Annotated in this window: 24 protein-coding genes and 1 pseudogene; 13 read left to right on the top strand and 12 right to left on the bottom strand. The window is 71.9% G+C overall.

Annotated elements, in window-relative coordinates:
- Nucleotides 1-5: 5 nt before the first annotated feature.
- From OHS82_RS06245 to OHS82_RS06255, 3 genes are all read right to left on the bottom strand, one after another.
- Nucleotides 6-1,028, bottom strand: coding sequence for a zinc-dependent alcohol dehydrogenase (locus OHS82_RS06245; RefSeq protein WP_057577630.1), 1,023 nt, complete (start codon nt 1,026-1,028; stop codon nt 6-8).
- Between the two features lie 50 nt (nt 1,029-1,078).
- On the bottom strand, nt 1,079-1,984 hold the full coding sequence (locus OHS82_RS06250) for a universal stress protein (protein WP_328433450.1): 906 nt from the start codon (nt 1,982-1,984) through the stop codon (nt 1,079-1,081).
- 150 nt (nt 1,985-2,134) lie between these two features.
- Entirely contained in the window at nt 2,135-2,764 is a 630-nt protein-coding gene (locus OHS82_RS06255; protein WP_328433451.1) for a DoxX family membrane protein, read from the bottom strand.
- A gap of 184 nt (nt 2,765-2,948) precedes the next feature.
- On the opposite strand from OHS82_RS06255, the pseudogene OHS82_RS43440 reads away from it, so the two are divergent.
- Nucleotides 2,949-3,158 (top strand): annotated as a pseudogene (locus tag OHS82_RS43440) (sodium-independent anion transporter); the annotation flags it as partial.
- 55 nt (nt 3,159-3,213) lie between these two features.
- Here OHS82_RS43440 and pflA read toward each other — a convergent pair.
- The 3 genes from pflA to OHS82_RS06270 all read right to left on the bottom strand — a co-directional run bounded on the left by pflA (nt 3,214) and on the right by OHS82_RS06270 (nt 7,287).
- Nucleotides 3,214-3,951 carry a pyruvate formate-lyase-activating protein gene (gene pflA, locus OHS82_RS06260; RefSeq protein ID WP_057577634.1) on the bottom strand — a complete coding sequence of 246 codons (738 nt, stop codon included), beginning with the start codon at nt 3,949-3,951 and terminating at the stop codon, nt 3,214-3,216.
- Between the two features lie 5 nt (nt 3,952-3,956).
- Nucleotides 3,957-6,215 carry a formate C-acetyltransferase gene (pflB, locus tag OHS82_RS06265; RefSeq protein WP_328433452.1) on the bottom strand — a complete coding sequence of 753 codons (2,259 nt, stop codon included), beginning with the start codon at nt 6,213-6,215 and terminating at the stop codon, nt 3,957-3,959.
- Between the two features lie 148 nt (nt 6,216-6,363).
- On the bottom strand, nt 6,364-7,287 hold the full coding sequence (locus OHS82_RS06270) for a carbamate kinase (protein ID WP_328433453.1): 924 nt from the start codon (nt 7,285-7,287) through the stop codon (nt 6,364-6,366).
- 312 nt (nt 7,288-7,599) lie between these two features.
- Here OHS82_RS06270 and OHS82_RS06275 point away from each other — a divergent pair, with 312 nt between their 5' ends.
- The 3 genes from OHS82_RS06275 to OHS82_RS06285 all read left to right on the top strand — a co-directional run bounded on the left by OHS82_RS06275 (nt 7,600) and on the right by OHS82_RS06285 (nt 9,559).
- Complete coding sequence (locus OHS82_RS06275; RefSeq protein WP_328433454.1) at nt 7,600-8,064, top strand: Crp/Fnr family transcriptional regulator; 465 nt, start codon at nt 7,600-7,602, stop codon at nt 8,062-8,064.
- A gap of 35 nt (nt 8,065-8,099) precedes the next feature.
- Nucleotides 8,100-8,759: a CBS domain-containing protein gene (locus OHS82_RS06280; RefSeq protein ID WP_328433455.1), complete on the top strand. Its 660-nt coding sequence runs from the start codon at nt 8,100-8,102 to the stop codon at nt 8,757-8,759.
- Nucleotides 8,760-8,854: 95 nt separating this feature from the next.
- Complete coding sequence (locus OHS82_RS06285) at nt 8,855-9,559, top strand: response regulator (protein ID WP_057577643.1); 705 nt, start codon at nt 8,855-8,857, stop codon at nt 9,557-9,559.
- 486 nt (nt 9,560-10,045) lie between these two features.
- Here the strand turns inward: OHS82_RS06285 and OHS82_RS06290 are convergent, their stop codons facing one another.
- Complete coding sequence (locus OHS82_RS06290) at nt 10,046-10,573, bottom strand: DUF2231 domain-containing protein (RefSeq protein ID WP_328433456.1); 528 nt, start codon at nt 10,571-10,573, stop codon at nt 10,046-10,048.
- A gap of 294 nt (nt 10,574-10,867) precedes the next feature.
- Between OHS82_RS06290 and OHS82_RS06295 the strand changes: the two genes are divergently transcribed.
- The 7 genes from OHS82_RS06295 to OHS82_RS06325 all read left to right on the top strand — a co-directional run bounded on the left by OHS82_RS06295 (nt 10,868) and on the right by OHS82_RS06325 (nt 16,658).
- On the top strand, nt 10,868-11,563 hold the full coding sequence (locus tag OHS82_RS06295) for a response regulator transcription factor (protein WP_328433457.1): 696 nt from the start codon (nt 10,868-10,870) through the stop codon (nt 11,561-11,563).
- Nucleotides 11,560-12,903, top strand: a complete 1,344-nt coding sequence (locus OHS82_RS06300; RefSeq protein WP_328433458.1) for a sensor histidine kinase — start codon at nt 11,560-11,562, stop codon at nt 12,901-12,903. Before OHS82_RS06295 ends, OHS82_RS06300 begins: the two co-directional genes overlap by 4 nt.
- 147 nt (nt 12,904-13,050) lie before the next feature.
- Nucleotides 13,051-13,446 carry a hypothetical protein gene (locus OHS82_RS06305; protein WP_057577652.1) on the top strand — a complete coding sequence of 132 codons (396 nt, stop codon included), beginning with the start codon at nt 13,051-13,053 and terminating at the stop codon, nt 13,444-13,446.
- Nucleotides 13,447-13,448: 2 nt separating this feature from the next.
- Nucleotides 13,449-14,408, top strand: a complete 960-nt coding sequence (locus OHS82_RS06310; protein WP_057577653.1) for an FAD:protein FMN transferase — start codon at nt 13,449-13,451, stop codon at nt 14,406-14,408.
- The gene (locus OHS82_RS06315) at nt 14,405-15,091 is read left to right on the top strand and encodes a ferric reductase-like transmembrane domain-containing protein (protein ID WP_328433459.1); all 687 of its coding nucleotides are present in this window, start codon (nt 14,405-14,407) and stop codon (nt 15,089-15,091) included. The genes OHS82_RS06310 and OHS82_RS06315 overlap by 4 nt, the downstream gene beginning before the upstream one ends.
- A gap of 32 nt (nt 15,092-15,123) precedes the next feature.
- Nucleotides 15,124-16,449, top strand: coding sequence for an NADH-ubiquinone oxidoreductase-F iron-sulfur binding region domain-containing protein (locus OHS82_RS06320; protein ID WP_107105175.1), 1,326 nt, complete (start codon nt 15,124-15,126; stop codon nt 16,447-16,449).
- Nucleotides 16,440-16,658 (top strand): ferredoxin, encoded by a 219-nt coding sequence (locus OHS82_RS06325; RefSeq protein ID WP_242433092.1) that lies wholly within the window; start codon nt 16,440-16,442, stop codon nt 16,656-16,658. The genes OHS82_RS06320 and OHS82_RS06325 overlap by 10 nt, the downstream gene beginning before the upstream one ends.
- 496 nt (nt 16,659-17,154) lie before the next feature.
- On the opposite strand, the gene OHS82_RS06330 is transcribed toward OHS82_RS06325, so the two are convergent.
- Both OHS82_RS06330 and OHS82_RS06335 read right to left on the bottom strand, forming a co-directional pair.
- Nucleotides 17,155-19,596 (bottom strand): glycoside hydrolase family 65 protein, encoded by a 2,442-nt coding sequence (locus OHS82_RS06330; RefSeq protein ID WP_057577656.1) that lies wholly within the window; start codon nt 19,594-19,596, stop codon nt 17,155-17,157.
- A gap of 40 nt (nt 19,597-19,636) precedes the next feature.
- The gene (locus OHS82_RS06335; RefSeq protein ID WP_057577657.1) at nt 19,637-20,506 is read right to left on the bottom strand and encodes a universal stress protein; all 870 of its coding nucleotides are present in this window, start codon (nt 20,504-20,506) and stop codon (nt 19,637-19,639) included.
- Between the two features lie 338 nt (nt 20,507-20,844).
- Here OHS82_RS06335 and OHS82_RS06340 point away from each other — a divergent pair, with 338 nt between their 5' ends.
- Both OHS82_RS06340 and OHS82_RS06345 read left to right on the top strand, forming a co-directional pair.
- Nucleotides 20,845-21,273 (top strand): Crp/Fnr family transcriptional regulator, encoded by a 429-nt coding sequence (locus OHS82_RS06340; RefSeq protein ID WP_079041153.1) that lies wholly within the window; start codon nt 20,845-20,847, stop codon nt 21,271-21,273.
- 24 nt (nt 21,274-21,297) lie between these two features.
- Nucleotides 21,298-21,975, top strand: coding sequence for a CBS domain-containing protein (locus OHS82_RS06345; RefSeq protein WP_057577659.1), 678 nt, complete (start codon nt 21,298-21,300; stop codon nt 21,973-21,975).
- A gap of 27 nt (nt 21,976-22,002) precedes the next feature.
- Here the strand turns inward: OHS82_RS06345 and OHS82_RS06350 are convergent, their stop codons facing one another.
- Genes OHS82_RS06350 through OHS82_RS06360 form a run of 3 tightly spaced genes read right to left on the bottom strand, consistent with a single transcriptional unit; the run spans nt 22,003 to nt 26,149 of the window.
- Entirely contained in the window at nt 22,003-22,659 is a 657-nt protein-coding gene (locus OHS82_RS06350) for a potassium channel family protein (RefSeq protein WP_057577660.1), read from the bottom strand.
- On the bottom strand, nt 22,656-23,315 hold the full coding sequence (locus tag OHS82_RS06355; RefSeq protein ID WP_057577661.1) for a potassium channel family protein: 660 nt from the start codon (nt 23,313-23,315) through the stop codon (nt 22,656-22,658). The genes OHS82_RS06350 and OHS82_RS06355 overlap by 4 nt, the downstream gene beginning before the upstream one ends.
- Entirely contained in the window at nt 23,312-26,149 is a 2,838-nt protein-coding gene (locus tag OHS82_RS06360; RefSeq protein WP_328433460.1) for a cation-translocating P-type ATPase, read from the bottom strand. The genes OHS82_RS06355 and OHS82_RS06360 overlap by 4 nt, the downstream gene beginning before the upstream one ends.
- Nucleotides 26,150-26,497: the final 348 nt, after the last annotated feature.

Raw genomic sequence — 26,497 nt, forward strand, 5'->3', positions numbered from 1 at the left:
GGTCCTCACCGTCCCGCGCCGAGGTCGAACACGATGCGGGCCTTGACCTCGCCGCGCAGCACCTCGTCGATGGAGTCGTTGACGGAGGCGAGGGGACGGGCCTCGTAGACGACCTCGGTGCGGCCCGTGGCGTGCAGTCGGAAGACCTCGGCGAGGTCCTGCCGGGTGCCGACGATCGAACCGATCACCGAGGTGCCGTTCAGCACGGTGTCGAAGACGGGCACGCGGACCGTGCCGTGTGCGGGCAGGGCCACCATGACGAGCCTGCCGCCGCGCCGCAGGCCGGCGTTGACGGCCTCGAAGGCCGCGTCGTTCACCGCGAGCGCGATGGCGGCGTGCGCGCCGCCGTGCCGCTTGAGCACCGCGCCGACGTCCTCCGTGCGGGCGTCGATGACGATGTCCGCGCCGAGTTCCGTGGCCAGCCGGAGCTTGTCGTCGGTCACGTCGATCGCGGCCACGGTCGCGCCGGCGATCTTCGCGTACTGCAGGGCCAGATGGCCGAGGCCGCCGACTCCGGAGATCGCGACGAGCTGGGCGGGACGGACGCCCGCGACCTTCAGCGCCTTGTACGTCGTGACGCCCGCGCAGGTCAGCGGGGCGGCTTCCAGGGCGGTGATGCCGTCGGGCACCGGCTGCGCGAAGTCGGCCCAGGCGAGCATCTTCTCGGCGTGTGCGCCGTCGCAGCCGTATCCGGTGTTGATCTGCTGCTCGCACAGGGTCTCCCAGCCGGACAGGCAGTGCTCGCACCGCCCGCACGCCCGGCCGAGCCAGGGCACGGCGACCCGCTGCCCGAGGGACAGGTGGGTCACGCCTTCGCCGAGCGCCTCCACCAGCCCGACGCCCTCGTGCCCCGGGACGAACGGCGGGTTCGGCTTGACCGGCCAGTCTCCGTGTGCCGCGTGGATGTCGGTGTGGCACAGCCCCGACGCCTCCACCCGGACGCGGACCTGGCCGGGGCCGGGCTGCGGGTCGGGGCGCTCCTCGATGACCAGGGGCTCGCCGAACGCTCGTACGACCGCTGCTTTCATGGTTCTCTTCTCCTCGCGCGTGTTCGTGTTCGGGAGCGACCCGGGGCGGGTCAGCCGTGGGGGACGACGGCGACGGGGGCGGCGCTGTGGTGCAGGACGGCGTGGGTGACGTGACCGATGTGGGCGCCCAGGGGGCTGCGGCGGATCCGGCGACCCACGACCACGAGGGAGGCCTCGCGTGCGGCCTCCACGACGTGGACGGCCGCGCTGCCGTAGCGGGACACCTCGACGACCTCCACGTCCGGGAACTTGCGCCGCCAGGGCCGCACCGCCTCGGCGAGGGCCTCGGCGGCGGCGGCGGCCAGTGCCTCGTGCAGCGCGGGGTCGACGGGCGTGCCGTAGGCGTAGTACGGCGGCGGGTTCCAGCCGTGGACGATCCGCAGGAGCGTCGCCCGGCGCCTGGCGGCGTCGAAGGCGAACTCGATCAGCGTCTCGTCCGGGTGCTCGACATCGAACCCGAGGACCACGGGCAGGAAGGGAGTCGCGGCGGAGGGGACGCCGACCGGGTCCGGCTCGTGCTCGTCGGCGGCCACCTCCAGTGCCCGCACCAGCACGACGGGACGGTCCGCGTGTGCGATGACGGACAGGCCGACCGAGCCGACCATGAGACCGCCGAGACCGCCGAGACCGCGCGAGCCGAGGACGAGCAGTTCGGCACTCTCCGCCGCCTCGGCCAGGGCCTCGGCCGGACGGCCGGACACCTGCTCTGTGCGCACCTCGACGCCGGGGTGGCGCAGCCTGAGACCTTGCGCGGCCTCCCGGGGGATCCTCTCGGTCCAGTGCTGGTGGGTCTCGGCTCCAAGGAGCGGGGCCTGAGCCATGGGCTCCGGAACCGGTTCCCAGACGTGGACGATTTTCAGGGGCAGGCCGCGCAGCTTCGCTTCGCGGGCCGCCCATTCCGCGGCGGCCCGGCTTTCCTGCGAGCCGTCGAGACCTACGGTGATGGTGCGGAGCATGATCTCCACCTCCTGGGGCGAGGGATCCGATTCCAGCGTCGTCTTCGGGAGCTTCCTCGTGCAGGGGCCACTGGTCCCGAATTCGGGCCGAGCGACCCCTGCGCGGCTCGGCGCGGCGGGCCTGATGACCGGCAACCGCGTCGGCGCTGTTCAGCGCAGCCAGCTGTGGTCGCGGACGATGGGCAGGCGGGCCCAGAGCCGACCCGCGCCCAGGGTGTCGCCGGCGGCGGCAGCGGCCACGACGATCAGGGCGACGGCGTAGATCAAGTGGTAGTCGACGAACGGGTTCGTCGACATGCTCGCCGAACCGTCCGAGAGATGCCTGGCCGGCGGCCACTCGGCGACCCACATCAGCGCCATCATCGCGGTCCCGGCGATGGCGGCGATCCGCAACGCGACTCCCGCGATCAGGGCGAGGCCGATCCCGAGCAGACCTGTCATGAACAGCCAGTTCGCCCACGGGTCGCCGGCCCATGAGTGGAAGGTGGACTCCATCGGTCCGACGGCGACGGAACCGAGGAAACCCTTCGTCGGGGACCCTCCGTCGATCCAGCCCTTGCCGGAGGGGGTGGCGTACCCGAGGCCGAAGGTCTTGTCGAGGAAGGCCCACAGGAAGACGAACCCGGTGAGCAGACGCAGGGACGCGAAGGCGCAGGCCCGCGCGGTGTACGTGTCGGTGCGTGCCGACACGCCCGACCCAGAGGCGGGGGTGGTCCGGTTCCTGCGGAACGAGGGCAGGTGAAAGCCGGAACTCGGGTGCGGGTGCTCGTGGACGGCCATGGTGGTGGTTCCCTTCGGGGACGGTCGGGTCGTTGCCTGACGCGACTTACTCTGGTCCCGCACGCCGACCGGCGCCGGATGCCGAAGGTCTGCGCCGGTGGGGCCGAACGGCCCTGTGTGCGCGGGCCGTTGGGGTCGGGACCCGCCGGCCGCACCGCGCTGCCTCCTCGGCGGGCGCCCGCAGCCAGGCGTTTGGTTCGTCCTGACCGCCGAGGCCGACGTGGAGGTGGGCATCACCGCCCTGGACCCAGTCGCCGAAGTGCGCGCCGCGAACTGACCCGTTGCGGCATCGTGTTCGCCCTCGCCCGGGTGAAACAGGACCTGCTGGACGACCTGGGGGCATACGGTCTGACCGACTCGGTCGGCAAGAACGGTCTTCCCGAGGCTCCCGACCGGCCGTATCCCCCGTCTCACCAGAGACGCGCCGCCGGCCCCACCCCGCCGACAGGTCAGTAGACCTTCAGGCCCCGGTCGCGGAACTGACCTCGCACCCGCTCGACCAGTTCGGGCTCCGGAGTGGGCGTGTCCTTCAACGGGAAGGGGATTGCGAGGGACTCGTACTTCGGAGCCCCGAGTTTGTGGAACGGCAGCACGTCGACCCGCTCCACCGCCTCGAGCCCCGCGACGAACCCGGCCAGGGCGTCCACAGCCTGCGGATCGTCGGTCCAACCCGGAACGAGCACGTGACGGATCCACATCGCGGCGCCGAGACGGTCGAGGCGGGTGGCGAATCCGAGTGTGGGGGCCAGCCGACCACCGGTCAGATTTCGGTAGGTGCCGACGTCGAAAGCCTTGATGTCCAGCAGGACCAGGTCGGTGTCGGCAAGGAGTTCGTCGGTGGCCCGGGAGCCGAGAAAGCCGGAGGTGTCCAGCGCGGTGTGCAGACCGGCTTCCTTACAGCGGCGCAGCACCTCGCCGGTGAACGCCGGCTGGAGCAGTGGCTCTCCCCCCGTGATCGTCATGCCGCCACCGGCGGTGGTGACGAAGGCCCGGTACTTCTCGATCTCCGCCATCACCTCGTCCACCGTCGTCTCCCGGCCGTCCCGCATGTGCCAGGTGTCCGGGTTGGCGCAGTACAGACAGCGCAGCGGACAGCCGCTCATAAAGAGGACGAACCGGGTCCCGGGGCCGTCCACGCCGGTGGACAGGTCCCAGGAGTGGATCCGCCCGGTCGTCGATCCGGTCATGGCTCTCACAGCGTTCCGTGGAAGGTGCGGCTGATCACGTCGAGCTGCTGCTCCCTCGTCAGGCGGACGAAGTTGACCGCGTATCCGGAGACCCGGATGGTCAGCTCCGGGTACTTCTCGGGGTGCTGCATGGCGTCCTGGAGCACCTCCCGGTTCAACACGTTGATGTTCATGTGAAAACCGCCGGAAGCCATGTAGGCGTCGAGGATGCCCACCAGGTGGACGGCACGCTCCTCCGGGGCACGCCCCAGCCCTTCCGGGGTGATGGTGGTGGTCAGCGAGATGCCGTCGCGGGCCTGCTCGTACGGCAGCTTGGCGACCGAGAGCGCGGAGGCGGCCACGCCGTGCCGGTCCCGGCCGTTCATCGGGTTGGCGCCCGGGGCGAAGGGCTGCCCGGCCCGGCGCCCGTCGGGGGTGTTGCCGGTGTGCTTGCCGTAGACGACGTTCGAGGTGATCGTCAGCACCGACTGGGTGTGTTCGGCGTCCCGGTAGGTGGGGTGCCGACGGACCTTGGCCATGAACGACTCCACCAGGCCGACGGCCAGAGCGTCGGCACGGTCGTCGTTGTTGCCGTACGCAGGGAACGAGCCCTCGGTCAGGAAGTCGACGGCCAGCCCGGTGGCGTCCCGGACAACCTTGACCCGGGCGTACTTGACGGCGGACAGGCTGTCGGCGGCGACGGAGAGCCCGGCGACGCCACAGGCCATGAAACGGTGCACGGGATGGTCGTGCAGCGCCATCTCCAGGCGCTCGTAGGCGTACTTGTCGTGCATGTAGTGGATGACGTTGAGGGTGTTGACGTACGTCCGCGCCAGCCAGTCCAGGACATGGTCGTAAGCCGCCGACAGCTCCTCGAAGTCCAGGTGCTCGCCCGTCAGAGCGGGCATCTCGGGGGTGACCTGCTCGCCGGTCATCTCGTCGCGGCCGCCGTTGACGGCGTAGAGCAGCGCCTTGGCCAGGTTGACGCGCGCGCCGAAGAACTGCATCTCCTTGCCCACCGCCATGGCGGAGACACAGCAGGCGATCGCGGTGTCGTCGCCGTTGCGAGGGCGGATCAGCTCGTCGGACTCGTACTGGACGGCGCTGGTGTCGATGGACACCTGGGCGCAGAACTCCTTGAAGCCGACGGGCAGTCGTGGCGACCACAGCACGGTCAGGTTGGGTTCGGGCGCGGGGCCCAGGTTGTAGAGGGTCTGGAGGAAGCGGAAGGAGGTGCGGGTGACCAGTGTGCGGCCGTCCTCGCCGACACCGCCGATGGACTCGGTCACCCAGGTCGGGTCGCCGGAGAACAGGGCGTCGTACTCGGGGGTGCGCAGGAACCGGACGATCCGCAGCTTGATCACGAAGTCGTCGATCAGTTCCTGGGCGCGCGTCTCGTCGATGGTCGCCGCGTCCAGGTCCCGCTGGAGGTACACGTCGAGGAAGGTCGACGTGCGGCCCAGCGACATCGCCGCGCCGTTCTGCTCCTTCACCGCGGCGAGATAGCCGAGATAGAGCCACTGCACGGCCTCGTGCGCGGTGACCGCGGGGCGGGACACGTCACAGCCGTAGGTCGCCGCCATACACGTCAGCTCGCCCAGCGCCCTGATCTGCTCGGCGAGTTCCTCGCGGTCACGGATGACGTGTTCGCTGGAGGCCCGGCCGTCCAGAACGGCCTTCTCCGCCCGCTTGGCGTCGATCAGCCGGTCGGTGCCGTAGAGGGCGACGCGCCGGTAGTCGCCGATGATCCGGCCGCGGCCGTATGCGTCGGGCAGCCCGGTGATGACGCCGACCTTGCGGGCGGTCCGCATCTCTGGCGTGTAGGCGTCGAAGACACCGTCGTTGTGGGTCTTGCGGTAGGTGCCGAAGACCTTGGTCACGAACGGGTCGGCTTCGTAGCCGTACGCCTTCAGGCCGTTCTCCACCATCCGCAGACCGCCGTTCGGCATGATCGCCCGCTTCAGCGGGGCGTCCGTCTGAAGGCCGACGACCAGTTCGCGGTCCCGGTCGATCCAGCCGGGCGCGTGCGAGGTGATCGTCGAGGGGGTCGCGGTGTCCACGTCCAGGATGCCGCGCGCACGCTCCTCCGGAAACAGTGAGCCGACCCTCTCCCAGACCGCCCGGGTGCGGTCCGTGGCACCGGTGAGGAAGGAGGCGTCACCCTCGTACGGGGTGTAGTTGGCCTGGATGAAGTCGCGCACGTCGATCAGCTCACGCCAGCGGGCCCCGGCGAAGCCTCGCCAGGCCTCGGTGGTCCGGTCGCCGGCTGTCACGGTTGCGGTCATCGCCGATCCTCTCCTCGTTTCGTGTCCTGCGCGCCTCGATACTCGTCGTTCGTGATCGTCGCGGGGAGTGCCGGACAGCGCCCACGGGCCGGCCGTCCGGCCCCGGGACCGAGGGCCGGACGGCCCGGCCTCTCCCCGTTCCCGCGAATCAGCCGGCAGCGAGATCCGGGCGGACCAAGGTTCCCGAACGGCCGTGCACGATCTCGTAGGCCGCGTCCAGCGCTCCTATGGCGGCGAGTCCTCCGGTCCGTTCGACGAACCGCGCCGCCGCCTCCGTCTTCGGCCCCATGGATCCTTCGGGGAAGCCCCCACGGCGGAGGTCGGCGGGCGTGGCGTCGAGAACGGGCTGCTGCGCGGGGGTCTTGTAGGCCTCGTACACGCACGGGACGTCGGTGAGGATGAGCAGGAAGTCGGCTTTCAGGTCCTCGGCGAGCAGGGCGGCGGTGAGGTCCTTGTCGACGACCACCTCCACGCCGGTCAGCGCCCCGGTGTCGCTGTCCTTGGTGACGGGGACACCTCCTCCGCCCGCGCAGATCACCATGGTGGCGCTGTTCAGCAGCTCGTGGACCGTGTCCGTCTCCAGGATCCGTTCCGGCGCCGGAGAGAGGACGACTCGGCGCCAGCCGACGGTGTCCTGCGCGATGCGCCAACCGCGCTTGCGGGCGAGGGAGCGCGCCATGTCCCGGGAGTAGACCTGACCGACGAACTTGCTGGGCCGGGCGAACGCCGGGTCGTCGGTGCGTACGAGGGTGTGGGTCACGAGAGTCGCGATGTGGCGGCCGGGCAGGGCGTCGTGCAGGGTGCAGGCCAGCAGGGAACCGATCATGCCCTGGGTCTGGGCACCCGACAGATGGAGGGGGTAGGGGGCGGTGAGCGCCGGATCGATGGCGCTTTCCATCGCGAGCAGGCCGATCTGAGGGCCGTTGCCATGGGTGAGGACGATCTCGTGCTCGTGGGCCAGGGCGGCGAGGGCGGTGGCGACCCGGTCGATGTTGGCCTGCTGGACCGCGGCGTCGGGGCGTTCGCCCCGGTGCATCAGGGCGTTGCCGCCGAGGGCGACGACGATACGCATGGCAGGAGTCCTCCAGGGTGGCGACGAGTACGGCCTTGAATGTGTTCATGGCCTGGCGTCTTCCTCTGTCCTGAGCGTGTGGGACCGGTGGTCAGTCCTGGTGGCGGTGGGCGTTCCGCTAGCGCCGGCCGCCGACGCGGTGGGTGCGCAGCCCGCGGACGAGCCGCTCGACAGTGCCCCGAAGGTCAGGGCCAGGGTCAGTGCGCCCAGGGTCACGACGACGAAGTCACTGGGCCACATGGCCCATGGTCCTCGCCGAGGGCCGAGCGCACGCTGGCACTGCACGTTCGAAGCCCGCAAGGGAGGCATGTCATGCTCGCCACTTCCACCCCCGACATCGTGCGCTCGCTGTCCGCCGAACACCGCGAGCGGCTCATGCGCTTCGCCCGCGAGGTCTCCGTCCCCCAGGGAGCGCGTCTGTTCGAAGAGGGCGAACGCGCCGACCGCTTCTGGATCATCCGCACCGGCAGGGTCGAACTCGACATGCACGTGCCGGGCCGTCGGGCCGCCGTCATCGAGAGCCTCGGCCACAACGAGCTGGTCGGCTGGTCCTGGCTGTTCCCGCCGCACGCCTGGCAGATGGGCGCCGAGGCGATGACACCGGTACGAGCCTACGAGTTCGACGCCACGGCCGTCCGGTCGATGTGCCGGGACGACCCGGCCCTGGGTCACGAGGTCGGCCAGTGGGTGGGCCGGGTCCTCGCCCACCGTCTGCGCTCCGCCAGGACCCGCCTCCTCGACCTGTACGCCCCTCACGGCGCCGGCCACCTCGTCTGACCCGGCCGATACCGACGGATACCGAAGGAGAGGCCATGCACGGCACCCCGCACATCGTCAGTGATGTCATGACCCATACCGTCGCCGCGATCGGCCGAGGGGCGGCCTTCAAGGAGATCGTGCAGCTGATGCAGGACTGGAAGGTCAGCGCCCTGCCCGTCATCGAGGGCGAGGGCCGGGTCGTCGGTGTCGTCTCCGAAGCCGATCTCCTGCCCAAGGAGGAGTTCCGCGACAGTGACCCCGACCGGTACACCCAGCTGCGCCGTCTGTCCGACCTGGCAAAGGCCGGGGCCGTGACCGCGGGGGAGCTCATGACCTCCCCCGCCCTCACCGTCCGCCCGGACACCACGCTCGCCCAGGCCGCCCGGACCATGGCCCACGCCAGGATCAAGCGGCTTCCCGTGGTCGACGACGTGGGTCTGCTGCAAGGCGTCGTCAGCCGGTCCGACCTGCTCAAGGTCTTCCTCCGCGCCGACGACGAGATCGCCGACGAGGTTCGGCGCGAGGTGGTGTCGTACCTCTTCCCCACCCCGGACTCGTGCGTGCGCGTGGAGGTACTGGACGGCGTCGTGAACCTCGCCGGCCAGGTCCGGGACACCGCCTTGGTGCCGGTGGCGGCACGGCTGGTCCGCGCGGTGGAAGGGGTCGTGGATGTGGCGTTCGACCTCACACGGATGCCGCCCGTGCAGGAGTAGGGCCGGTCGGCCCTGGTGCATTCGGACCCTGCGCGTGATGATCGGACTCACGGGCAGCTAGCAGTCTGTCCTCCACCGGGGAACGAGGGGTCACCATGCCAGAGCAGCCACGCGCCTTCAGCGAACAGAACCCGATCCGGGTGTTCCTGCTGGACGACCACGAGGTCGTCCGCCGTGGCCTGGCAGACCTGCTCGAGGCCGAACCGGACATCTCGGTGGTCGGCGACGCGGGCACCGTCGACCACGCCCTCGCCCGGGGCCCCGCGCTGCGCCCCGACGTCGCCGTCCTCGACGTGCGGCTGCCGGACGGCGACGGCATCTCGGTCTGCCGGGAGCTGCGCAGCCAGATGCCGGAACTGGCCTGTCTGATGCTGACCTCGTTCGACGACGAGGAGGCCCTGCTCGACGCGATCATGGCCGGTGCCTCGGGCTACGTCCTCAAGCAGATCAAGGGGTCCGACCTCGTCTCGGCGGTGCGCACGGTGGCGTCGGGCCAGTCGATGCTGGACCCCGCGACCACGGCCCGCCTGATGCGTTCGCTGCGGGCCGACCCGCAGGACACCCCCGCCGTGCCGTCAGAGCTGGCGGGCCTGTCACCGCGCGAGAGGGACATCCTGGCCCTCATCGGCGAGGGGCTCACCAACCGCGAGATCGGCAAGAAGCTCTACCTTTCCGAGAAGACCGTCAAGAACCACATCTCCCGCCTCCTGGCCAAGCTGGGCGTGCAGCGCCGGGTCCAGGCCGCGGTCATCGCCTCCCACCTGGAGCAGCCGGAAGCGGGGGAACACCGGGCGAAGTGACGCCGGGAAGTCCCAGCGAAGCCCGGCGGTCGGCCTCGGAATCTCGCTCTCCGGCACCATGACGGCCGCCGAGGTCCCGCGGACATGGCCGATCACCCGGAGTTCGCCGGGTGACCGCCCCTCGGCCCCCTGGTTCGGCAGCCGCTCACGCAGCCCGGCGTCATGACCTCCGATCGTGCCTCGGACCTACCGCAGAACCTGCTGGTGTCGTACTCGCCGAAGATGCCGGAGTTCTTCTGGTCGCCTGCGAAAGGGCGCCTGAACCGGATGTCCACCCGCCAGGCGCAGAGGCAGGCAGGCTGGAGTCACCCGGCCCGTCAGCGGGCCGCACGCCTTCCGGCGGCCCGCTGACGAGGGCGGCGGAGTCGTCCAGGCCGTCCAGGGCAACTACCCGGACGGCGGCGTCACCGTGGCCTGGCCGGGAGATCTCCCGGCCAGGCTCGCGCCGACGTCGCGGTGCCGCATGCATCAGCCCGTGTCACTGCGTCAGCCGTTGTCGCCCCGGGCGGTCTTGGAGAACCCGCCTTGCCAGGCGGCCTTGGCCCCGGAGTCCCCGATCCGGTACACGTCCACCATCGCGCCCGCGGCCACCCCGAGACAGAGCACCACTGTCACGACACGCACGGCCGTCGCGGACCGTGCCGCGATCAGCCGGCCCCCCTCCCCGGATCCGGCCTCGGCCGCGGCCGACCTGCGGGCCGTCCACCAGATCGCCGTCGCCAGCACCAACAAACCCGCAGCCCAGGGAAGCAACCCGTCGCCGAGTTCGGCATGCCTGCGCACCAGAGCATTGCCGTCCACATGCTCCTCCAGCCACTCGCCCGCCTGCGTCGCCAGGGGCACACTGACGAGCGTCACCAGCGCCAGCAACGGCAGCACCACGCCCATCCGCCGCGCCGCGCCCGGCCATATCGCGCCGACCACGACCGCCAAGGCACTCAAAGGCACGAGCACGATGACGAAGTGCACGATCAGAACGTGTGCGGGCAGCCCGTTGACGACAGTGAGGCTCATCAGGTGTTTCCTCCAGAAGGTGATCCGTGCGGAAACGACGCGCGCACGGTCTCCCCGTGGCGGCCGGTACGACGCGTCAGCCTGGCACAGGAACCTCTCAGCTTCTTCTGAACCCCAGCAGCCCGCCGAACGGCTCGCGGGGCGGGCGCGTTCGGCTCGCTCCCCGTCCCGGCCGGCCCGGCCACCGAGACCGGTAAGGGGACCAACGGCCCCTGCCGTCGGCACCGGCGTAGGCGCAGGCTGGAAGAGGAGTCGCCGCCGTCGATCCCCTCGTCCGGAAGGCGGGTGTCAGGCATGAACGCCCAGGCCATGAGCGGGGCCGAGGAAACGCGGGTGCTGGTCGTGGAGGACGACCGCGGCATCGCAGAGTCGCTGGTGCGCGGGCTGCGACAGGCCGGATACGTCGTCGATGGCGTCCGGACCGGGCGGGAGGCGCTGTCGTCGCCCAGTCCCGATGTCGTACTGCTCGATCTCGGGCTGCCCGACATCGACGGCGTCGACGTGTGCCGCAGGCTGCGGGCCCGGTCGGACGCTGTGATCATCGCGGTGACCGCACGGGGCGAGGAGGCGGACCGGGTGGTGGCCCTGGACGAGGGGGCCGACGACTACCTGGTCAAGCCGTTCGGGCTGGCGGAGCTGCTCGCAAGGATCCGGGCCGTGCTGCGCCGCAGACGCCCGACCGGGCCGGAGATCCTGCGGCACGGTCCGCTGGAACTCGACCTGCGCACCCGCCAGGTCTCGGTGGACGGCCAAGCGGTGGCGCTGACGCCGAAGGAGTTCGGCATCCTGGAGTGCCTGGTCGCTGACCCCGGCCGGGTGGTGAGCAGGCAGCAGATCCTGGACCGGGCCTGGGACGCCCACTGGTACGGCCCCACCAAAGTGCTGGATGTGCACGTCGCGGCGTTGCGCCGCAAGCTGGGCGTGCCGGGGCTGATCGAGACCGTCTACGGGCACGGGTTCCGGCTCGGGGCGGCCGGGGAGCAGTCGTGAGCCGTCGGATCACCTGGGCTCTCCTGGTCCTGACCTCTATGCTGCTGGTGCTGGCCGTGGTCCCGCTGGGGGTTTCGCTCACGGCCCGCGAGCGCGTGGCCTTCCGCGACAACCAGCGGGCCGCCACCCGCGTGATCGCCGCGGCCGCCGAGGAACACCTTTCCGATCATAAGTCGGCGGCCGCTGTGCGGGGGGAGCTGGCCGCCGCCGCCCGCTCGGGCGACTGCGCCGCCGTGTACGACGCCGCCGGCCACCTGGTCGCGAGCACTCCATGTACGGCGGCCCGGGGTGAAGACGCGCAGGAGCTGGTGACGAGGGTTCTGGCCGGGCAGGAGCCCGAAGGGCCGGAGGACGAGGGCCGGCTGCTGACCGCGGAACCCGCCGGTGAGATCCGGCAGCCCGCCGGCGCCGTCGTCCTAGCCCGGTCCGCGACACCGCTGCATGCCCGTGTCACCGCGATCTGGGGCTGGTCCGCCGTGATCGGCGTGGCAGGGCTCGCCGCATCCGTGTTGTTGTCCATCCGTCTCGCCCGTTGGGTGAGCCGCCCGCTGTCGACTCTGGACTCGACCGCCCGACGGCTCGGCGAGGGCGCTCTCGACGAGCGGGCCGACGTCGGCGACGGACCGCCGGAGGTCCGCCGCCTGGCCGCTACCTTCAACACCATGGCGGCCCGCACGGAGGCCCTGGTGCACGGCCACCGGGCCGTGATCGCGGACGTGTCCCACCAGTTGCGCACCCCGCTGACCGCGCTGCGGCTGCGGCTCGACGTGCTGTCCGCCGGGGCCGAGGGCGACACCGCCGCGGAATTGGCCGCCGCCCAGCAGGAGGTCGCAAGGCTGTCCCGGCTGGTCGACGGACTGCTGGCGGTGGCACGCGCCGAACAGGCCACACCGCGTCCGGACGCCGTGCGGGTCCGCGAGGTGGTGGCCGAGCGGGTGGCCGCCTGGTCGCCCGTGGCCGAGGAGCGAGACATCCGGCTGACCGCGCCCGAAGGTCCAGCGCCCACTGCCGCGCTGGGCGCGGGTCACGTGGAGCAGATCCTCGACAACCTGATCGCCAACGCCGTGGAGGCCGTTCCCGGCGGGGGAAGCGTGACGGTCGCCCTTCGGACGGCCCAGGGGTCGTGCAGCGTGCGCGTGATCGACGACGGTCCCGGCATGTCCGACGAAGCGAAGGCGGTCGCCTTCCGCCGGTTCGGCAATACGGAGGCCAGGGGCACCGGCCTGGGGCTCGCCATCGTCCACCGGCTGGTCACCGTCAACGGCGGCACGGCGCGGTTGGAGGACACACCGGGCGGCGGTCTGACCGTCGTACTGGATCTGCCGCTGTGGCCGGAATGAGGACCGGGGGCCGGGACCGCGGAGGACCGTGGGCCGGAGATCTTTACGGGTTCTGAAGAGGTCGTGAGCGAGTTCCCGTGTGCCGTCGGCACAGCCTGGAGGTGCACGCAGCCGAACCGGGCCGCCGACCCACGAGGAGCCGCCGCCATGTCACCCTCGCCCGACGACTTCGCCCAGCCCGTCCCTCCCCCGCGTTCCCCGCAAGGACGCGAGCGCGGCCTGCGTCGGACCCGCCGCCTCACCCGGTGGATCGCCGTCGCCGCCGTCGCGGGCACGGCGGCCCTGGGCGGCCTCTACACCCACCTGTTGCCGGGCGGTTCGGCCACTCCCGCGCCGACGACCCCACCCGTTCCCGGGCACGCTGCGTCCTCCTCCACCACCGCAGGAGAAGACGACCAGGAACACGGCCGGGGCGGCGGTCACGAGGACGACGAGAACGAAGACGGGGGCACGGCCGCCGCCGCGTCACCGGCGCCGTTGTCCCCGTCCCCGCCGCCCTCCGCGACCCCGCGACAGCCGCACGCGACGACGGGGGCGTCCTGACCATGGGCACCCTGGCGCCGCCTCCCGCCCGAGCCGCCTTCCAGGCCCTCGGCACCACAGCCGTGCTGCTCGTGACCGATCCGCGCGCCCTGCCCGCCGCGGAGGCGGTCCTGCGCGCCGAGCTCGCCGCCGTCGACCTCACGTGCAGCCGTTTCCGGCCCGACTCCGAGCTCACCCGGGTGAACCTGAGCGCGGGCACCCCGACGGCGGTCACCGAACGCTTCGCCGAAGCCCTCCAGGCCGCGCTGCGGGCCGCCCGGCTCACCGCCGGCGCCGTGGACCCGACCGTGGGGAGCGCCGTGATCGCGCTCGGCTACGACCGCACCTTCGTCTCCCTGCGCCCCGACGACGCACGCCCCGTACCCGTCGGCCGTCCCGCCACCGGCTGGAAACGGATCGCCTTCGACGCCCGGACCCGCCGGCTGCGCCTGCCGCCGCACACGCGCCTCGACCTGGGCGCCACCGCCAAGGCCCTCGCATCCGACCGCGCCGCACAGCGCGCCGCCGCGGCCACCGGCTGCGGGGTCCTGGTCAGCCTCGGCGGCGACCTCGCGACAGACGGCCCGACCCCTCGGGGCGGCTGGCGGATCTCCCTGGCGGACGATCACGCCGAGCCGGCCTCCGGCCGCGGGCCGACCGTCGCCGTGACCGGAGGCGCGATGGCGACGTCCGGTGTCAGCGTGCGCACCTGGCGACGCGCCGGACGCACCCTCCACCACATCGTCGACCCGGTCACCGGGGAACCCGCCGCCCCCGTCTGGCGCACGGTGACCGTCACCGCCGGCACCTGTGTCGACGCCAACACCGCGAGCACAGCGGCGATCGTCCTCGGCGACGGAGCCCTCGACTGGCTGCGCTCCGCCGCCCTGCCTGCCCGTCTGGTGCGTCTCGACGGCACCGTCGTACGCCTGGGTGGTTGGCCGCCCGACGCTCACCCCTCTGACGCCGGAGGCTCGCGATGACCGCCCTGGCTCTGACCGGCAGCCCTCTGTGGTACGCCAGCCGGGCGAGCGGCACCCTCACGCTGATCCTGCTCACCGCCACCGTGGTGCTCGGGGTCGTCTCCGGCGGGCGGGCCGCGCCACGCGGCATCGGCCGGTTCGAGATCGGACGGCTGCACCGCAACCTGTCCCTGCTCACCCTGGTGTTCCTCGCCGTGCACGTGGTGACCGCGCTGCTCGATCCGTTCGTGCATCTGGTGTGGGCGGTGTCCGTGGTGCCGTTCGCGGCGTCCTACCGTCCGCTGTGGCTCGGGCTGGGCACGACCGCGCTCGACCTGCTGCTCGCGGTGCTGGTCACCAGCGCGCTGCGGCTGCGGATGGGTGTGCGGCGCTGGAAGGCAGTGCACTGGCTGGCGTACGCAGCCTGGCCTCTCGCCCTCTTCCACGGCGTCGGCAGCGGCACCGACACCAGGCTCCCCCTTCAGCTGTGGCTCTACGTCGGATGCCTGGCCTCGGTGGTCGGCGCCGTGTGGTGGCGACTGGCGAAAGCCGGCCCGGGACGGGTCGCCGGACGCCTGGTGGCCGCAGTGACCGCGACCGCCGTACCGGTCGTGCTGACCGCGTTCCTCACCGCCGGGCCGCTCCAGCCCGGTTGGGCCCACCGTGCCGCCACGACGACGATCCTCCTCGGGGGTGGACAGTGAACTCCTCTGCCCTGACACCGAACTCCTCTGCCGTGACACAGCACACGACCCGCCGGCCCTCACCCGTGCGGCACGACGCCGCCCTCAGGCTTCTGGCGGCCTGGCATGCCACCGGGCGGGCGGCCACCCTGGCCGATCATCTGGAGCGCCACGGGCCGTCGCCCGTCGCCGCGGTCCTCACCGCCCACGGCTCGGCGGCGCTGGTGGAGGCCGCCGAGACGGCAGGGCTCACCGGACGCGGCGGGGCTGGCTTCCCCACCGCCCGCAAACTGCGTGCGGTCGCGGAACGGCGTGGGCGCGCCGTGGTCGTCGTCAACGCCATGGAAAGCGAGCCGGCCAGCGGCAAGGACCGGTTCCTGCTCACCGTGGCACCCCACCTCGTCCTCGACGGGGCCGTCCTCGCCGCGGCGGCGATAGGCGCCGACACCGTCCATGTGTGCCTGCCCCGCGACCGCTCGACCCGGCACGAGCAGCTCGACGCCGCCGTGGAGGAGCGCCGACGCGCCCGCGTCGATCCGGTACGACTGCGTTTGCACACTCTGCCGCACGCCTACGTGTCCAGCGAGTCGACCTCGCTGGTGCGCTGGCTCAACGGGGGTCCCGCCCGCCCGGAGGGCGGCCCGCCACGCCCCCATGAACGCGGAGTCGACCGCCGCCCCACCCTGGTCCACAACGTCGAGACACTCGCCCACCTCGCCCTCGTCGCCCGCTACGGCTCCGACTGGTTCCGGCAGGCGGGCACCCCGGACGAGCCCGGCACCACCCTCGTCACCGTCTCCGGAGCCGTCGCCGCTCCGGGGGTACGGGAGGTCGCGCTCGGCACGCCGCTCACCACCGTCCTCGACCGTGCCGGAGGGCCCACGGAACGACTCGACGCGGTCCTGCTCGGCGGGTTCGCCGGCACCTGGCTCCCCGAGGCCCACCTGCACACGCCGCTCGCCCGCCGCGACCTGGCCCCCCTGGGCGCCGCACCCGGCGCGGGAGTACTCATAGCGCTCCCCCGCTCGGCCTGCGGACTGACCGAGACGGCCCGGATGCTGGCCTACCTGGCCGCCCACAGTGCCCGCCAGTGCGGTCCCTGCCGGCTCGGGCTGCCCGCCGTGGCCGGGGATTTCACCGCGCTGGCCGCCGGGCGGGCGGACGCGGACCTGCTGTCGCGGCTGCACCGGCGGACCGGTCTACTGCCGGACCGGGGCGCCTGCCGCCACCCGGACGGCGCCGCCCGGCTGGCCGCCTCCGCCCTGCGCGCCTTCTCCGACGATGTCGGTCGGCACCTCGCCGACGGTGCCTGCCCCGAAGCCCGGCAGCCGCCCCGGATCCCGGTACCGTCCGCCGAGCCTCCGCAGACATGGCGATGACCCGCACCCGGACCCTGCGCATCGACCGCATCGCCTGCACCGGCCAGGGCCTGTGCGCCGAACTGCTCCCCGAACTGATCGACCTCGATGAATGGGGTTACCCGATCGCCGTGGACCCGACCGTGCCCGAGAACCTGCGCACCCACGCCCGCCGAGCCGTCGCCGCCTGCCCCCGCCTGGCCCTCCGCATCGACGACGGACCGGCATGACCGGACCGCACCGACCGTTCGGCCCCGGTTCAGGGGGTGATCACGAAGGTCGGACGGGGTCGCGGCCGTGATCGGCGGCATACGCGTCGAACACTTCCGTCGGCGTCCCGTCCGTGTGGAGCAAGCGCTGGTCGAGGATCGCGGCGAGGTCCTTGAGCGCACCGGCGAGCAGGGCGCCCGCCAGTCGCTCCGGCCGTCCGGCTGCCTGCCCGCGCTGGGGCGAGCACGGCAGCGTAGCCTGCCATGGCCGCCAGCGACGCGTGGTCCTCGCCGTCGTGGAAGTAGTACGCCTCGGCGTACTGGGCGAAATCCACGCGGATGCGTACGACCTCGGTGGCAAGGCTGTCCAGCAGCATCGCTCCCGCGGTGTCGCGCAGGGTGAACAGGACAAGCCCGGCGCCGAGCAGCGAGACCAACCACTTCATCCAGGTCTCCCACGGCCCTGTGTCGCCCGAAGCTGAACCCGTCTTCGGAGCCTACGGTCTGGTGCGGCGGATCATGAGTCAGGCCCGGGGACCGGCGTGCCCGTCCGGGCGGACCCCTCTTCGGGCAGCACCAGCGTGCAGGTCTCGCCCGGAGCGACGGTCACGGCTCGGTCGGGGAGTACGACACGGATGGACGACTCCTCCGAGTCGGGTATGCCGATCTGCAGACGTCCGCTCCGGCGTCGGACGGTAATGCCCCAGTGACCGCGGTAACGCAGCGAGAAGCCGTACTCGGAGAGCGCCGGCAGCGGCACCGGGTCGAGCCACAGGGCGCCTTCACGCGTCTCCAGTCCCGTCAGGCCCCGCTGGACCAGGTCGAGGGTTCCGGCCATGGCTCCGAGATGGACGCCCTCGCCGGTCGTGCCGCCCTGAATGTCGGCGATGTCGGCCTCGAGCGCCTCCTGGATGTACCGCCAGGCGTCGGCTCGTCTGGCCCTGGCGAGGACGAGGCCGTGGACCAGCCCGCTGAGCGTGGAGCCGTGGCTGGTGCGCCGGAGGTAGTAGTCGACGCTCCTGCGCCACACCTCGTCCTCCAGGTCGTACCCGAGACGCCGGAACAGGCCCCGCAGCTCGGCCGGTGAGAAGAGGTAGCCGAGCATCAGGACGTCGGCCTGCTTCGACGCCTTGTAGCGGTTGACCGTGTCGCCCTCCGCCTCCAGAATCCGGTCCAGCCGCCGGATGTCGCCGTACCGCTCCCGGTAGGCGTCCCAGTCCAGCTCGGCGAGCTCGCCGTAGCCCGCGAACTGACTGATGACACCCTCGTGGAACGGCACCGTCAGCCGCCGGGAGACGTCCTCCCACCTCGTGAGCTCGTCGCCGTCCAGCCGGATGCGGTCGAGCAGTTCCTCCCTGCGCCACACGGGCAGGCGCCCCACGAGGTCCAGGGCGCGGGCGAGGACCCAGACGGCCATGACGTTGGTGTACGCGTTGTCGTCCAGGCCCGGCAGGGCGGCGCCCGGGTAGGAGTCGTGGTACTCGTCGGGGCCGACCACACCGCGGATGCGGTAGCGGCCCGCGGCGGGGTCCAGGACCGCGAGATCCGCCCAGAAACGGGCGATCTGCAGGAGCATCTCCGCGCCCTTGGTCTGCAGGAACTCGGTGTCTCCGGTTGCCTCGCAGTACTGCCACACGTTGTAGGCGACGGCCGAGCCCACGTGGCGCTGGAGCCGCGAGTGGTCCGGCAGCCAGCGCCCGGAGCGGGGGTTGAGATGCCGTTCCTGGGTCTCCTCACGGCCGTCGCTGCCGCTCTGCCACGGGTACATCGCGCCCCGCCGGCCGACCGCGGCGGCAGACCGGCAGGCCCGTGGCAGGCGCCGGTGACGGTAGTTCAGCAACGCTCGGGAGACTTCCGGGAAGTGCAGGTTGAGGTAGGGCAGGACGAACAGCTCGTCCCAGAAGACGTGGCCCCGGTACGCCTCACCGTGCAGTCCCCGGGCCGGGACCCCCACGTCCAGGCCCCCGGTGTGCGGCGACAACGTCTGCAGGACGTGGAAGAGGTGGAGGCGCAGGACGCGGCCGGCCCTGCCGGGCACCTCGATCTCCGCTCGCCGCCACAGCCGCTCCCAGGCCGCGGCATGGCAGCTCAGCAGGGCCGGGAAGTCCCCCGCCGTGGACACCCGGTCCAGCGCTGCCTCGAGCGGGTCGCTGATGGCAGCGTCGCGTGAGGTGTGCAGCGCCACGGTCTTGTCCACCGTCACGGGGCGGCCCGGCGCCATCGGGACCACCAGGTGGTGCACGACGCGGCGGCGCACGGTTCCGAGCTCCGAAGAAGCCGGCGACGGGCCGCCGACGACCGTCCGGGCGGCCAGGGCGACGCCGACGTCCGAGGTCCTGGTCCGGCAGGTCAGCCAGAGCGTCCGGGGCTCCCGCGCCCCTGTGTGCACGCGGGTGACGTGGCGGCTTTCGAGGGCGCGGTACCGGTGCACGTTGCCGTTGATCACCTCTGCGTCGAGGCCGGACTCGATCTCGACCTCGCCGGACCAGTTCTCGGCCGTGAACACCGTCCGCAGCGCGGCCAGGTGAGGATCGGCCATGTGCACGAGGCGGACCTGTTCGACGCTGAGCACGCGCCCCTCGTCGTCGTGGAACCGGAAGGTGCGGGTCAGCGTGGCTCGGCGCAGGTCCAGAACGTGCCGGTGGTCGGTCGGCCGGCGGGTGTCGGGGGAGAACCACGGGCCCACCGTCCCGTCGGCGGGGCGGAGGCGGAATCTCAGGAGGAGCCAGTTCGGCAGGTTCACCAGGTCCTCGTTCACCACCCGGCGTCCCGCCACGGCCGACTCCAGGCGGTCGTAGACCCCGGCCGCGTAGGTGGCCGGGTAGTGGGTCAGACTCGCCCGGCACTCGGGCACGGCGCCGCGCGTGGCGAAGTAGCCGTTGCCGAGCGTGCACAGTGCTTCGCGCAACTGCTCGGCGGCGGGGTCGTACCCCTCGTACTCCCACGTCCAGTCCGACATCCCTCGCCTCGCCCTCTCCCCTCACAACGCGGGCGGAGGTTCAGGCGCGCTGCGGGACGACGGCCACGGGGCATTCGGAGTGGTGCAGCAGGGCATGGGCGACCCTGCCGAGCTGCAGACCGAAGTGACCGTGCCTGCGCAGAGCTCCCACAACGATGAGGTCGGCGTCGGCGGATGCGTCCAGGAGAGCGCGGTGAGCGGGGCCCTCGACGGCTCGGCGACGCACGTCGACCTGAGGATGGCCGGCGTCGCGCAGGGCGTCGGTGAGGAGGGCGGAGGCCCGTTCCTCGTGGGCCCGGACGGCGTCGTCCTCGGCCAGGGGTTGGTCCGTGTGCTCGTGGGCGGGACGGCGCCAGGCGTGTACCGCTTCGAGTGCGCAGCCGCGCGTCTCGGCTTCCTTGAGCGCGAACCGTACGGTGGCAGAGCCTTCGGTGGAGTCGCCGACGCCGACCACGACCCTGCCGTGGGAGCCCTGTCGGTTCGGCTCGACGCCACGGACCACGACGACCGGGCAGACGGCCCGGGCCGCCACCGTGAGGCTGACCGAGCCCAGGAGCAACCCTGCCGTCTCACTGCGGCCGCGGGAGCCCGTGACCAGGGCGAAGGACTCTGGGGCGGCATGCAGCAAGGCGGACGCCGCGTCGTCGGGCACCACTTCGCCCGACACCTTCAGCTCCGGGTTGCGGAGCCGGGCGCGCTCGGTGCAGGACGCGATGACGTGGTCCGCCAGGACCACATCGGACGGGCGACCGGTGGTGAACGACGGGCGGCCTCCCTCGTACCGCTCCCACCGGGAGGCGTAGACGAGCCGCACCGGCACGCCGTGACGTGCCCCCTCGTCGACCGCCCAGTCCACGGCCTCCAGGCTGGAATCCGACCCATCGACACCCACCACCAGGGGGAGCTCCATTCTCCCCACCGCCTTCCTGCCCGGGAACAGCGAGACCTTCTGTGAATACCGTCGCACCGCCCTGGAGCCGTCGCGACACGTGGACCGACACCGTGGCGCGGAATCGGCAGGAGGATCTCCGTCCCGGTTGCGCCACGCCGGTTTGCGACGATCGTGGAGTCGTACGCCGGGAGGGACACGGCGCCGGATGCGCCCCCGCCGGCACGCGCCTTCAAGCCCAGGAAGACCACGGCCCCGCACGGCGAGACGTCCGTGACCGGGTGCGAAGCCCGCTCCCACCCGCGAGGCCATGGAGAAGGGAAGCCGCAATGGTCACGAGGACCGGCGTTTTCGGAGCCATGAGCAAGGAGCACCGCGAGCAGCTCATGGCGCTGGCACGTGAGGTGTCGTTCGTGACGGGCGAGCGCATCTTCGACGAGGGCGCGGAGGCCGACCGTTTCTGGATCATTCACACGGGCACAGTCGCTCTCGACCTCCAGGTGCCCGGCCGGCAGGCAGCGGCCATCGAGACGCTCGGCGCCGGAAGGCTGCTGGGCTGGTCCTGGCTCGTCCCTCCGCACCGCTGGCATTTGGGAGCCGAGGCCACCAGCCCGGTGCGGGCCTACGAGTTCGACGCGGCCCCGGTGCGTGAGATGTGCGCCCGGGACCCGGGACTGGACCACGAGCTGTGCACCTATGTCTCCGGAGTGCTCGCGCGTCGGCTCAGGTCCGCTCGGGTGAGGCTGCTCGACCTGTACGCGCCCCATGGCGCCGGCGAGGTGCCCTGACGAAGCGAGACGAGGTGATGGGACATGCCCGAGACCCCGCACATCGTGGACGACGTGATGACCCAGACGGTCGTGGCAGTCGGACGCGACGCGCCCTTCAAGGAAATCGTGCGGACCATGGAGCAGTGGAAGGTCAGTGCGATGCCGGTGCTGGAGGGCGAAGGCCGCGTCATCGGCGTCGTCTCCGAGGCCGACCTGCTGCCCAAGGAGGAGTTCCGCGAAGGCGCACAGGGCCTCTACGAGCAGCGACAGCGTCTGTCCGACGTCGCCAAGGCCGGGGCGACGACGGCCGGGGACCTCATGAGCACTCCCGCCGTCACGGTGCACCCCGACGCCGCGCTGGCCCAGGCCGCGAGGATCATGGCCGTCCGTCGCGTCAAGCGGCTGCCGGTGGTCGACGACATCGGCATGCTTCAGGGCGTCGTCAGCCGCGCCGATCTGCTGAAGGTCTTCCTGCGGTCGGACGACGACATCGAGGAGGAGGTCCGCCGCACCGTGGTGTCCTACCTCTTCCCGGCCTTCAGCCACGCCATCCACGTGAACGTGAACGAGGGAGTCGTCACGCTCCGTGGACACCTCCACGACACCTCTCTCATCTCTGTCGCAGTGCGCCTCGTCCGCGCCGTCGAGGGCGTCGTGGACGTCGAACCCCACCTCACCGGCGAGTCGGGGACTCCGGCGCGAACGGCTGGGACGCGGTGAGCCGGTCCGATCCACCCCCCGAGGCGTTCAGTGGAACGCCTCATGGATCTCCTGCTCGGTCGCGGTGTGCGAGACGAGCAGGAGTTCGTCGCCGGGCCGGAGCAGTGTCGAAGGGTCCGGCACGGTGGGCTGCCCGTCGCGGACAATGGTGGCGACGACCGTCCCCTCGGGCAGCCTGACGTCTCCCAGCGCAAGCCCTGAGGTCCTGGACTCCGGCGTGATGGCCGTTTCGATGACGTCGACACCGGCCTTGCTGAGCCGTAGCAGGGCGACCGTGTCGGTGGCGCCGGTGGCCTCCTCGATGAGGGAGATCAGCGGGGCGGCGGCGGGGACGGAGGCGTCGACGCCCCAGCGTTCGTCGAACAGCCAGGTGTTCTCGGCGTCGTTGACGCGGGCGGCCACGCGGGGCACCGAGAACTGTCGTTTGGCGAGCAGACTGATCACCAGGTTGTCCTCGTCGTCACCGGTGGCGGCGATGACGAGGTCGGCGGTCAGGGCACCGGCGGCTTCCAGGAGGGGCGGTTCGCAGGCGTCCCCCGCCACCAGCCGTACCGGGATGCGGCCCTCCAGTTCGGCCAGCCGGTCGTCGTCGGCGTCGATCAGCGTGACCTCGTTCCGGGCCGCGGAAAGCACCTGCGCGATCTGGGCGCCGAGCCGTCCCGCGCCGGCGATGAGTACCTTCACGTTCCCAGCTCCTTGTCGAGAAAGCCGCCCAACCTGCTCAGGGCGTCGGCGGCCACGGCGAAGGTGACCAGATCGCCCTCCTCCGCCGGCGTGCCGTGCGAGGGGATCAGCGAGCGGCCCCCGCGGGTGACCTCGATGACACGGATCTCACCGTCGACATCGAACTCGGCCAGCCGCCGCCCGATGAGATAGTCGGGCACCTCGGAACGGACGAGCAGGGTCTCCCCGTTGCCGAAGCCGAGTTCGGGGCTCAGGTGGCGATGCAGCAGCATGCGGTGGATCTGGTGCACCGTCCAGCGGACGCTGGCGATGGTGGGGATCCCCAGTTCGCGGTAGATGTCGGCCCGGCGGGGGTCGTAGATACGGGCGAGGACGATCGGCACCCGGTAGGTCTCCCTCGCCGTGCGCGCGCTGACGATGTTGCTGTTGTCCCCGGAGGTCACGGCGACGAAGGCGTCCGCATTCTCGATCCCGGCCTTCCGCAGCACCGCCCGGCTGAAGCCGTTGCCCTGGTGAAAGCGGATGCGGGGGCTGTCGGGCAGGCGACGGGCGGCCTTGAGGCGCCGGTCGACCACCTCCACGTCGTGCCCTTCCGAGGCGAGCAGACCGGCGAGCGCGTTGCCCACCCGTCCGCAGCCGACGACGATCACCTTCACCGTGGGGCTCCCTTCGCAGGGCCGGCGCGGCGCAGCCACGCCTTGCGGGCCTCGTCCGCGAGCAGGGGCAGAGTGCCGAGCCCGGCCAGAAGCGCCCAGTCGGCGGCGTCGAGCGGGGCCGTGTTGAAGACGGCCTGCAGCGGCGGCGCGTAACTGATCGCGACCATCAGGGCCACGCCGAAGCCCCCTGCCGCAAGCAGGGGCGGATTGGACAGGATCCCCACCTTCAGGACGCTCTGTCGGTCGGTGCGCACCGCGAGCGCGTTGAAGAACTGGCTGAGCACGATCCCCGCCTGGACCATGGTGATCGCCTCCCGGTAGACGGGCGTGTCCTTGGTGAAGTCGTCGAACGGGATGCCCGAGGCGACGACGTGCCAGAAGAAGACGGCGGTGACGCATGCCGCCTGGATGCCGCCGAGGAACAGGATCCGCCCGACCACGGCGCCCGAGAACAACCGCTCCCCCCGGGAGCGGGGCGGGCGGTCCATCACATCGGGCTCGGGTGGCTCCGCTCCCAGGGCCAGCGCGGGCAGCACGTCGGAGCCCAGGTCGATGGCCAGGATCTGCACCGCGCTGATGGGCACCAGAGGGAATCCGGCGAAGGTCGCGGCCAGGATCGGAACCAGCTCCCCGATGTTGTGGCTGAAGAGGTAGACGAGGAACTTGCGGATGTTCTGGTACACGGCCCGACCGAGCCGCACCGCCGCGGCGATGGACGCGAAGGAGTCGTCGAGCAGGACCATCGAGGCCGCCTCGCGGGCCACGTCGGTGCCCGACGCTCCCATCGCCACACCGATGTCCGCGTGTTTGAGGGCGGGGGCGTCGTTCGCGCCGTCCCCGGTGACCGCCACCACCTCGCCCCTGCGTTGGAAGGCGGTGACCACACGCATCTTGTGCTCCGGGCTGACCCGGCACAGCAGGAGCTCCGACGGCTCTGCGAGCAGGGTGTCGAGCGCCTCGTCGTCCATGGCGTCGAGTCGGCTACCCGTCGCCACGACCGGATCCGGCCGCCGGACGATCCCCACCCGGCGGGCCACGGCCTCCCCGGTCAGCGGATGGTCGCCGGTGACCATGACGATACGGATGCCGGCCCGGCGGACGGCGGTGACCGCGTCGGTGACCTCCGGACGCGGCGGATCGAGCATGCCGACCAGCCCCAGCAGGGTCAGCGCGGACTCGGCCTCGGCCTGCGCGGGACGGGGCGAGTCCAGTTCCCGCCGCGCCACGGCCAGCACCCTCAGTCCCCGCGACGCGAGCGCGTCACCCGCCGCGACGACGGCCGCCCGGTCCTCCGCGGTGAGCGGCCCGCGCCTCCCTTCCCACTCCACCTCGGTGCAGCGCGCCACCAGCTCCCCCGGCGCCCCCTTCACGCACGCCTGGTAAGTGGCACCGTTCTTGTGCACCGTCGTCATGAGCTTGCGGTCCGAGTCGAAGGGGAACTCCGTCACCCGGGGCGCCGCCTCCTCCTCTGCCCCGAGGTCCGTCCCGGCTTTGGCCGCGACGACGAGGAGCGCGCCCTCGGTGGTGTCGCCGAGCACCCGCCAGCGCTCCCGGCTCCCGGGGCGATCGGAACACCCGGGCGGGACCAGTCGAGCGTTGCAGCACAGGGCGGCCACCCTCAGCAGTTCCCGCACCGGCGCCGCGTCGAAGACCTCGCCGCTCGGGGTGTAGCCCACCCCGGCCACCGGATGCGGCGCACCTCCCGCCCACACCTGGGTGACGGTCATCTCCGCCTGGGTGAGCGTCCCGGTCTTGTCGGTGCACACCACCGTGGTCGACCCGAGGGCCTCCACTGCGAGCAACTGCTTGATCAGGGCGTGCCGACGCGCCATGCGCCGTACGCCGATCGCCAGGGACACCGAGAGGGTGGCCGGCAGCCCTTCCGGCACCATCGCCACCATCACCCCCAAAGCGAACACGAAGGAGGTCACCACGGACTGCCCAGTGGGCAGCCGGACGGCGAACATCAACGCCCCGATCGCCAGGGCCAGCCCCGCCACCCGCCGGGCCATGGAGGCCACCTGGATCTGCAGCGGTGTCTTCTGCCGCGGAGCAGCCGCGGCCAGCCGGTAGATCCGCCCGAACTCGGTCTCCCCGCCGGTGGCGAAGACGACGGCTCGCCCGGAACCGGCGACCGCATCCGTGCCCATGAACACGCAGTTGCGGGCGTCCAGGGGCGCTCCGCCCGCCACCGGGGCGGCCGTGCGGCTCACGGCGTTGCTCTCGCCGGTCAGCGGCGCGTTGTTCACCGCCAGCTCGTGCGCCTCGACCACCCGGCAATCCGCCGGAACGGCGTCTCCGGCCTCCAGCACCACCACGTCACCCGGGACCAGATCACGGGCGGACACCTCCTGCCGTTCGCCTGCGCGCAGTACCCGGCAGGTGTGGGGCACCATCGCCTCCAGCGCCTGAGCCGTCCGTTCGGCCGAGTACTCCTGGGCGAAGCCGATACCGGCGTTCAACACCACAACGCCCAGGATCGCCACCGCCAGCTGCAACGTGCCGATGTCGCGCGGCTCGCCAAGCCGGTACGCCAGGAAGGTGATCCCCGACGCGACGATCAGCACCACCGCGAAGAGGTCCGTGAACTGTGCCCCCAGCTGCCGCCATACGGGGCGGCGGCGGGCGCGGGGCAGTTCATTGGCTCCGTACCGCTGCAGGCGGTCGTGTGCCCGCACCGCCGACAGCCCGCGCTGTGACGAGTCCAGCGCGGCGAAGACGTCTTCGGCGGCGAGTTCCCGCACCGCGGTGGAACGTGGACTCGAGCCGGTCGGGGCTCCGGCCGACTCGTCCTCGCCTCCGCCCTGCGCCGGCGGGTCCACGGCGGTGCGCATCACCCGATCCCGTCGGGTGGCGGGTCCACGGGCGTCGCAGAGGGGAGCCTCATGGCGCGAAGGCCCTCGTACCAGGCTGCCATCGGGGGCTCCAGGGAACTCGGCTGACAGGTCACGGACCCGCCGTCCCCGACGGGACGGCGCTCTCCCATCGTGGGACGGGCCCGCCGCCGGAACCAGGGCCGTTCGGGGCAGCGTCTCCGGTCCGTTCGTCGGCTCACACGGGAACCGTGATGAGGGGCAGCGTGCGTGGTGCAGTGGGACGATCGGCCTGCTCCCGTCCGCACCGGCCATGACACCTCTCCAGCGTGTCCCCGCGCCGTCGCGCTCCCCCTCTCCAGCGTCGCC

Origin of the sequence: Streptomyces sp. NBC_00425 (assembly GCF_036030735.1) — a bacterium.
In the GTDB taxonomy this organism is placed as follows: domain Bacteria; phylum Actinomycetota; class Actinomycetes; order Streptomycetales; family Streptomycetaceae; genus Streptomyces.